Source organism: Mesorhizobium sp. M7A.F.Ca.CA.004.12.1.1 (assembly GCF_003997835.1).
GTDB lineage: Bacteria > Pseudomonadota > Alphaproteobacteria > Rhizobiales > Rhizobiaceae > Mesorhizobium.
This window is the reverse complement of record NZ_RZRK01000331.1, coordinates 1-6,422: the sequence shown is the minus strand read 5'-3', so window position 1 is coordinate 6,422 and position 6,422 is coordinate 1. Positions and strand designations below refer to the sequence as shown.

At 62.9% G+C, this 6,422-nt stretch carries 7 protein-coding genes; 1 reads left to right on the top strand and 6 read right to left on the bottom strand.

Features of this window, described 5'->3' with window-relative positions:
- Positions 1–826 (bottom strand): hydantoinase/oxoprolinase family protein (locus tag EN984_RS18290; protein WP_127383868.1); only part of this gene is annotated, 826 nt, incomplete at its 3' end.
- Between EN984_RS18290 and EN984_RS18285 the strand changes: the two genes are divergently transcribed.
- Positions 776–1,570, top strand: coding sequence for a HisA/HisF-related TIM barrel protein (locus EN984_RS18285; protein WP_236382789.1), 795 nt, complete (start codon positions 776–778; stop codon positions 1,568–1,570). The two genes, EN984_RS18290 and EN984_RS18285, sit on opposite strands and share 51 nt — an antisense overlap.
- Positions 1,571–1,707: 137 nt before the next feature.
- Here EN984_RS18285 and fae read toward each other — a convergent pair whose 3' ends face one another.
- From fae to EN984_RS18260, 5 genes are all read right to left on the bottom strand, one after another.
- The gene (fae, locus tag EN984_RS18280; RefSeq protein WP_013532036.1) at positions 1,708–2,214 is read right to left on the bottom strand and encodes a formaldehyde-activating enzyme; all 507 of its coding nucleotides are present in this window, start codon (positions 2,212–2,214) and stop codon (positions 1,708–1,710) included.
- Positions 2,215–2,363: 149 nt separating this feature from the next.
- A complete protein-coding gene (locus EN984_RS18275; protein ID WP_127269836.1) occupies positions 2,364–3,224 on the bottom strand; it encodes a triphosphoribosyl-dephospho-CoA synthase in 861 nt (286 codons plus the stop codon).
- An 11-nt stretch (positions 3,225–3,235) separates the two neighbouring features.
- Complete coding sequence (locus tag EN984_RS18270; RefSeq protein WP_127269834.1) at positions 3,236–4,183, bottom strand: RimK family alpha-L-glutamate ligase; 948 nt, start codon at positions 4,181–4,183, stop codon at positions 3,236–3,238.
- A gap of 134 nt (positions 4,184–4,317) precedes the next feature.
- On the bottom strand, positions 4,318–5,274 hold the full coding sequence (gene mch, locus EN984_RS18265) for a methenyltetrahydromethanopterin cyclohydrolase (RefSeq protein WP_127269832.1): 957 nt from the start codon (positions 5,272–5,274) through the stop codon (positions 4,318–4,320).
- Positions 5,271–6,422 (bottom strand): ATP-grasp domain-containing protein (locus EN984_RS18260; protein WP_348630231.1); only part of this gene is annotated, 1,152 nt, incomplete at its 5' end. The genes EN984_RS18260 and mch, both read right to left, overlap by 4 nt.

Genomic DNA, 6,422 nt, shown 5'->3' with positions numbered 1-6,422 from the left:
GATCGTGCACTTTGCGCAGTTGCTGCTCGCTGAACCAGCGCGCGACTTCACCCCATTCCGGCGGGGTCAGGTCAGTGGCGTCGCGCCCCACCATGCGCGCCAGCCGCGCGATCGAGCCGTCCACGGTCTTTTCCTTGCCGTCGGCGGGAGGGTGCCTGTCGTCGTCCTCGTCGAGCACGCCCAGGATGCGGTGCGCGTCGGCGATCGAGGCGAAATACTCGTTCATCAGCGGCGTTAGCCTGCCATGGACGGGAGCCGACGAGGCTACGCCGAACAGGAATGTCCTGGTAAAGCCGGTATAGACCAATTCGCCGGTTAGAAGCCGTCCGGCATCGGTGTAGCCGTCATTGGCCACGGCGCCGTTCTTGATGGCAATGATATCGGTGGTGGTGGAGCCCATGTCGACGAACAGGGCATCGCCGGCGAGTTTTGCCACCAACAAGGCTGTCGCGTGCCAATTGGCAGAAGCCACATCGGCGCCTAACTGCGCTGCCTGCTCGACCCCGACGAAACCGGATGGTCCGGCATAGACCAGCTTTTTGTCTGTGGGGAAATGGGTGGAAATCTGACCCAGCAGAGCCGCTACGCCGACATCGCGGGACGGAAAGATGTCCGACAGTTCGCCTGTCATGGTGAATGCGTTGAGATCCGCACCCGCGTAGATCGGAGCCGTTTCGTCGAGGGCTGAAGCCAGCTTGTGCAGGCCTTGCCAGAGCGGCGTTGCGATCGTTACCGCCTCGACGATGCGACCGTCTTGTGCGCGGGTCACCTTCAGATGCGCGCCGCCAATGTCGAAACCGGCAATGATGCCCTTTCTTTTTTCCACGCTTCAAGCTTTCATGACGGGGGCAATTGGTCGGTGAAAAAAACGTTGCGTATTATTCCGGTTCTCGACCTGAAAGACGGCGTGGTGGTTCGCGCCCAGCAGGGAAAACGCGATCGCTACAGGCCGATCGTTACGCCGCTCAGCCGAAGCCCTGATGTCGTCGCGGTCGCTGAAGGACTGCGTGGGCTTTATCCTTTTTCGACCTTCTACATCGCAGATCTGGACGCTATCGAAGGCGGAGCGCCAAACAGCGACGCACTCGCCCGGCTGAGGACGATGGCGGAGCCGCCGGAACTTTGGGTCGATGCCGGCGTGGCCGACGAGAAGACACTTTTGGCGGCGCTTGCCGAACGCTCGCTGTCTCCTGTTCTGGGCTCTGAATCGCAGCGGGACGACATGTTGCTGCGGCGTTTTCGCGATCATCCCGATCTCATCCTGTCCCTTGATTTCGTCGGCGATAGTTTTTGCGGACCGCGTTCTCTTCTCGATGAGCCCGAGCTTTGGCCGCAAAAGGTGATTGTCATGACGCTGGCCAAGGTCGGTGCGGCCGCCGGTCCTGACTTCGGGCGGTTGCAGGAGGTCAAGGCCAAGGCCGGAAATCGCGCCGTCATCGCGGCCGGCGGCGTCCGAGATGAGGCCGACATCAGCGCCTTGTCCGCGATGGGTGTCGCCGCGGCGCTGGTCGCAACCTCATTGCACAACGCTACGCTCACACCCGGCCGCCTCGCGTCACTCGGCGCCTGATCATCGTTGCTCGTCGACTCCCGAAGGACGTGCGCCCTTCGGGAGGTGACGTTTCAAAAGCCCAGAACTTTTTTCAGCCGGCGCAACAGACCATCCGTCTCAGAAGAGGGTTTTTCCTGTGCGGGGCTGTCTCTTGTCTAGGCTGCGAACGGATGCTTGACCTTGTCGCGCTGGGCCGTTGCTTCGGCGGCGGTCGGGGTTCCTGCAACGGCGCGCTGGATAGCTTCCTTTGTCGCCTCGTAATTGTATTTCTGGATCTTGGCGTCGTCCGCCGCGTCCCAATGGATGAACACCCCGACGCAGATGAACACGTCGTCCGCTTCGTTGGCCGGAATGGTCCCGTCCGCAACGCTGTCCTGCACGGCCTTTGCCACGGCGTGCTGCGCCGGGCCGAACATCTGGACCGCCTGCTTGGCGCCCTTGATCGTGACCTTGTTGAACATCACGGTGTTGGGTTTGCATTGAAGATTGGGCGCGATCACCGCCAAAAGCGAAGTAAAGCCGTCCTTGTTGTTGGTAAGCGCGTTGCAGAATGCCGTTTCGACCGCGCTCCCCCGCGGGCCGATGAGCAGGTCGACATGCGCGACTTCGTTGCCGTCTCCCACCAGCGATTCACCGACCATAACCTTTGAGATTTTTGCCATGCCAATTTCCTCCAAGACACAATTATGATGTCCACGGACGCTGCAACCGAGCAGGCGCTCGATGGACAGCTATCCTTGTTGGCAGCGTCCGGATTTGCCCGGACCGGTTGGCTAGATAGCCGCGGAAGCACAGCTTCCGCTTTTGGAAGTCAAGCACCAACGCCGCGATTATGCAAGGTGAGGGCGAGGGTGTGGACTAAAAGAGTAGCCACGGTGAGGTCGGCCGAGGTGCCGGGATTGATGTTGTCGGCCTTCAGCCGGCGGTCGAACTCCATGAGCAGGCGAATGCGCGACGGCTCGTCGCCCTCGGCATGGAGCGCCGCCTGAACGGCAACGGCTTCCTGCCGCGCTTGATTTGCGACGTCAACGCCGTGCTTGCGCATCACATGGCTGTCGGGGAAGCCGGCGAGAAACGCCATGTAGACGAATACCGTCGGCCACATGCCCGTTTCTTCGCGTGCCAACGCTCCATCCAGCGTGGCGAGCCCGACCCCGAACACGTCGCCGAAACAGCTGCCGTACTGGCGGGCGATCATGTCGCGGTCGGCGGCCTCCCGCATCGCGTCCAGCAAATGAACCTTCGGCTCCTGCCGCACATCGTTGGCGGCTTCTCCGAGGCCGCCTGGCGCGGCCGTGACAATCGCCTCGAATACCGCCTTGGTATCCTGCACGCTCAAAGCCCGAAGCAGCAAGTCGAGATTGTCCTGCAGTCTGTCACCGCCCATTTCGGCGGCGCATATCAGTGGCCCTGCCAGAAGGATGATTCCGAGATTGGTATTGGTTGCGACCGCCAGTCGGGTCGCGCGCACGGCCTCCAGCATGCGCTGTCCGACCGGCAGACGAGGATCGGTCAGCGGCCCGGAAGAAACCTCCGCACTCATCATGAACTGGGCGGCGGACATGCCGTGTCCGTCGGCGAACAGATGGACGTTGCCCGGTTTGAGGGCTTCGATCTCCATCCTGCAGGCATCCTTGTAACTGGCCCGGAGGCGTTCGCGCGAAACCGCCATCCTACTGGCCCTCACGAATTCGCAGGCGCGGTAAAACGATAGGGCCGCGGCGCGGCGGCCGCTTCGGCACGGTCGGCCAGGAGCTTCAGCAAGGCATCGGCGATTGCCTCGGCGATATTCACGGCGACCACCGATTGCAATCCCGACCAGGCGGGCATGCTGTTCACTTCGAGTATGAACAGATTGCCGTCGTCATCCCGCACGATGTCCACGCCGGCAAAATCCGCGCCGACCGCGGCTGACGCGGCGACAGCCAGCGAGGCCAGTTCCGCCTTGCCATATTGGGAAACCTGTTCCGGCACGCCGCCCCGGTTGACGTTCGTGATCCAGTCGTCGCTGATGCGGCTCATCATCGCCACGGTCTCGCCGGCGCAGACAAAGACGCGAAAATCCCGGAAAGGCGGACCGGCACGCGACACATATTGCTGGAGGTAATAGACGCTGTTCACCTCTTCTGCGGCCGGCAGGTCCGACAGCGTGCGGATCAGCTTTATCCCGCGGCCTTGCGCTCCGAACAAGGGTTTCAGCACCAGCGGTCCCCGCGGAAGCTCTTGCGCCGCGATCTCCTCGGCGACGGCAAGTCCTTCCACGGCAAAGGTGCGTGGCGTAGGCAGGCCGGCATTTTTCAAGAGGAATGTCGTCATCGACTTGTCGACGCAGCGCTCGATCGCCTGCGCGGAATTCCACACGGGAACCGACAGTCTGCTTAACGCGTGCAGCATGCCGAGGCGCCGGGTAATCGCTTCGAACGATCCGGCGGCGATGGAACGAACGAGCACGGCGTCGGGCAGCGTGCCGCCGAAGCCGGGGATCGAAAGTCCGCTCGGGCTGCTGGTGTCGAATGCGATCGCTGCCAGCGGCACGGCTGCAACGGCGGCGCCTCTCCGACCAAGTCCTGCCGCCAGGCCGTTCGAACCAGTGTCCACTTTGTCGCTGACGATCAGGATGCGAGGGATCATGTGGCGCCTCGGGTGCGGGAACCTAAGAGGCGTGAGCGATTCCGCGCCCCAATGGCCGCGTCCGCGACGGGGCTGCACGAAATGCAGTCGTCGGGCAGGCGAATGACGGACGAATCCCTTGGCACCGCCATGCTCTAGCCGAGACTTCGTTCGAGCATTTTCAGATCACGCCGACCGGCGCGAAACGTATCGCCGGTTTCGATCGCTGTCACGATCACTTCGGCCGGGCTGAACAGCAGCGGGTCGATGGCATAGAAATCGCCCTTGAACCGCGCGAAGATCTCGGCGAAGGGTTGGCCGTAGTCCCGTGAGGCGCTGCTGGGAAGTTTTTCCGCGAGTTTGCCAGCCTCTTTCGCCGATCCTTTCACGAAGAGCTGGACGCTGCCGCCATAGATGATGGCATCGTTGGTTCGGCCCATGGCGGTCAGGAAATCCGGATGGGGGGCGGGGATCGGAGCCGTTCCGATGCCGTCGACAACGTTCTCCAGCGGGAATTTGAGATCGTTGATCTTGTGCAGGGCAACCTCGAGCGCGCGCGCAACGATCTGCACGCTGCCGGCAAGACTTTGTGTCGGCGCATAGAGGAAGGTGAGCTTTTCCATCGCCAGTCCAGTTGCCTTGCCCACTTTCTCAACGATCGCGCGGGGAGGCGGTTCGGCCGTCTCAAGGATAAGCACCGCGGACGATGCGATGTCGCGATAGGAAAGTGTTTCGAACAGCGGTTCGACCCGGGCGAGGGCGCGCGCCGGCCCAGATCCCATCGCGAAATAGTCCTGGCCAGACAGGTTCCAGCCCGCATACTGGCTGCCCAGGCAGGCTAGCACCGGCTGCGAAGATCGCGCTTCGACAGTGAACGGCCATTGCTGTGACGCGCGATCCATGAACACAGAAACGCTGCCGAGACCGCCCATCGCGGCCTCAGCCATGCGCAGCCCGGCTTCGACGCTGCCTACGGTCTTGGCGCCGGCATCGATCAGGCGCTCGCCCAATGGCCCCCTGGAAACGACGATGCGCAGGCGTTCGGCGTCGCCGATCATGCCGTCAACGATGCGCTGTGCATTGTCGTTCAGGAATGCCGAACCGTCTTTCATGTCCGGTCTCCTTCCCATTGGAGTTGCAATTGACTGGCTTGTCCCTTGATGAGTCGCTTGGTCGATTGGGCGCTCGGCCCGCGCGCGAAGACCGTGCAGACAGGGTCGCCGGCAATCAGACGGGTGCCAGCCGACTGCTGGTCCGCTGTCCATTCAGGCCAGGCGATCGACGGAAAGTGAGTGATTGGCGTCGCGGCGTAAGTCACCATCGACGCCATCGAATCGACGAAGCGCGGCAAGCGGAAGACCTGACCCGTCGCGGCGCGCAGATGCGCTTCGATCAATGGCGCGTCGACATCGTCGAAAATGTCGAGGGTGGCGCCTGGCCTCGGATTGATCTCGATGAACTTGTAGCCGTCCGGCCCGCGGATAAGATCGGCGCTGCACAATCCAACCAGGCCGGCGCGCCGCGTCAGACTTGAGAGCCAACCGCCGATCACCCCCGCCTGTCTGCGATCGAAGCGTCTCAACCGCACGGCGCCGCCATAGCGATAGGGCGCTGTCGGGGAGGGGGACGTCCATTGTTGGCTGAAGCCCACGACGTGCGCGGTTTGCCCGTTGCCGACGAACAGGGCCGAGATGCTGCGTCCGGCAACGAAGCGCTGGAAATAGCGGCCGGCGATCGGGCTTTCTCCGGCTGCTCGTCTGACGTGCCCGCCGCCGGCGCCGCCCGCGGTCTTGACCACCCAGTTCTCCCGATCAGGCGGCTGGTCCCATCGCGATTGCGGATGCGGGATGCCAAGTTCGGCGCAATCATCGGCCAGCAACTGCGGATCCTTGATCCTGCGGATTGCGGCGCCGCCATTGCCTGCGAGCGGAAAGTGTCGCGCGATCTCGTCCACGGTCTCAGGCATCCGCTCAAACCCTGAGCCCAGGATAATGGCGACCGGCAGGTCGTCGCCAGCCAATCGCCGAAGCGTGTCGACGATGCGCTCGCCGTCGATGCCCCTCTGCAGGTCGCCCGGCAGCATCGTCGCACGTTCGGCGAGCGCGACGGTGTCCGTATCGCAAAAGAAATCGGCAACCAGCGGACGATAGCCGGCGCGACGCGCGGCGGCGGCCAGCGCCCGGCCTGAAATTGCCGCGATCAAAAGAGATCCGGCGTTACTTGGCAATCTCGCGTGCAAGGGAAAACGCTTCCTGAAAAT

Coding starts and splice junctions, on each gene's coding strand:
- EN984_RS18285 (WP_236382789.1), top strand. CDS start 776: ATGCGCGCCGCCAATGTCGAAACCGGCAATGATGCCCTTTCTTTTTTC.
- fae (WP_013532036.1), bottom strand. CDS start 2,214: ATGGCAAAAATCTCAAAGGTTATGGTCGGTGAATCGCTGGTGGGAGAC.
- mch (WP_127269832.1), bottom strand. CDS start 5,274: ATGAAAGACGGTTCGGCATTCCTGAACGACAATGCACAGCGCATCGTT.
- EN984_RS18270 (WP_127269834.1), bottom strand. CDS start 4,183: ATGATCCCTCGCATCCTGATCGTCAGCGACAAAGTGGACACTGGTTCG.
- EN984_RS18275 (WP_127269836.1), bottom strand. CDS start 3,224: ATGGCGGTTTCGCGCGAACGCCTCCGGGCCAGTTACAAGGATGCCTGC.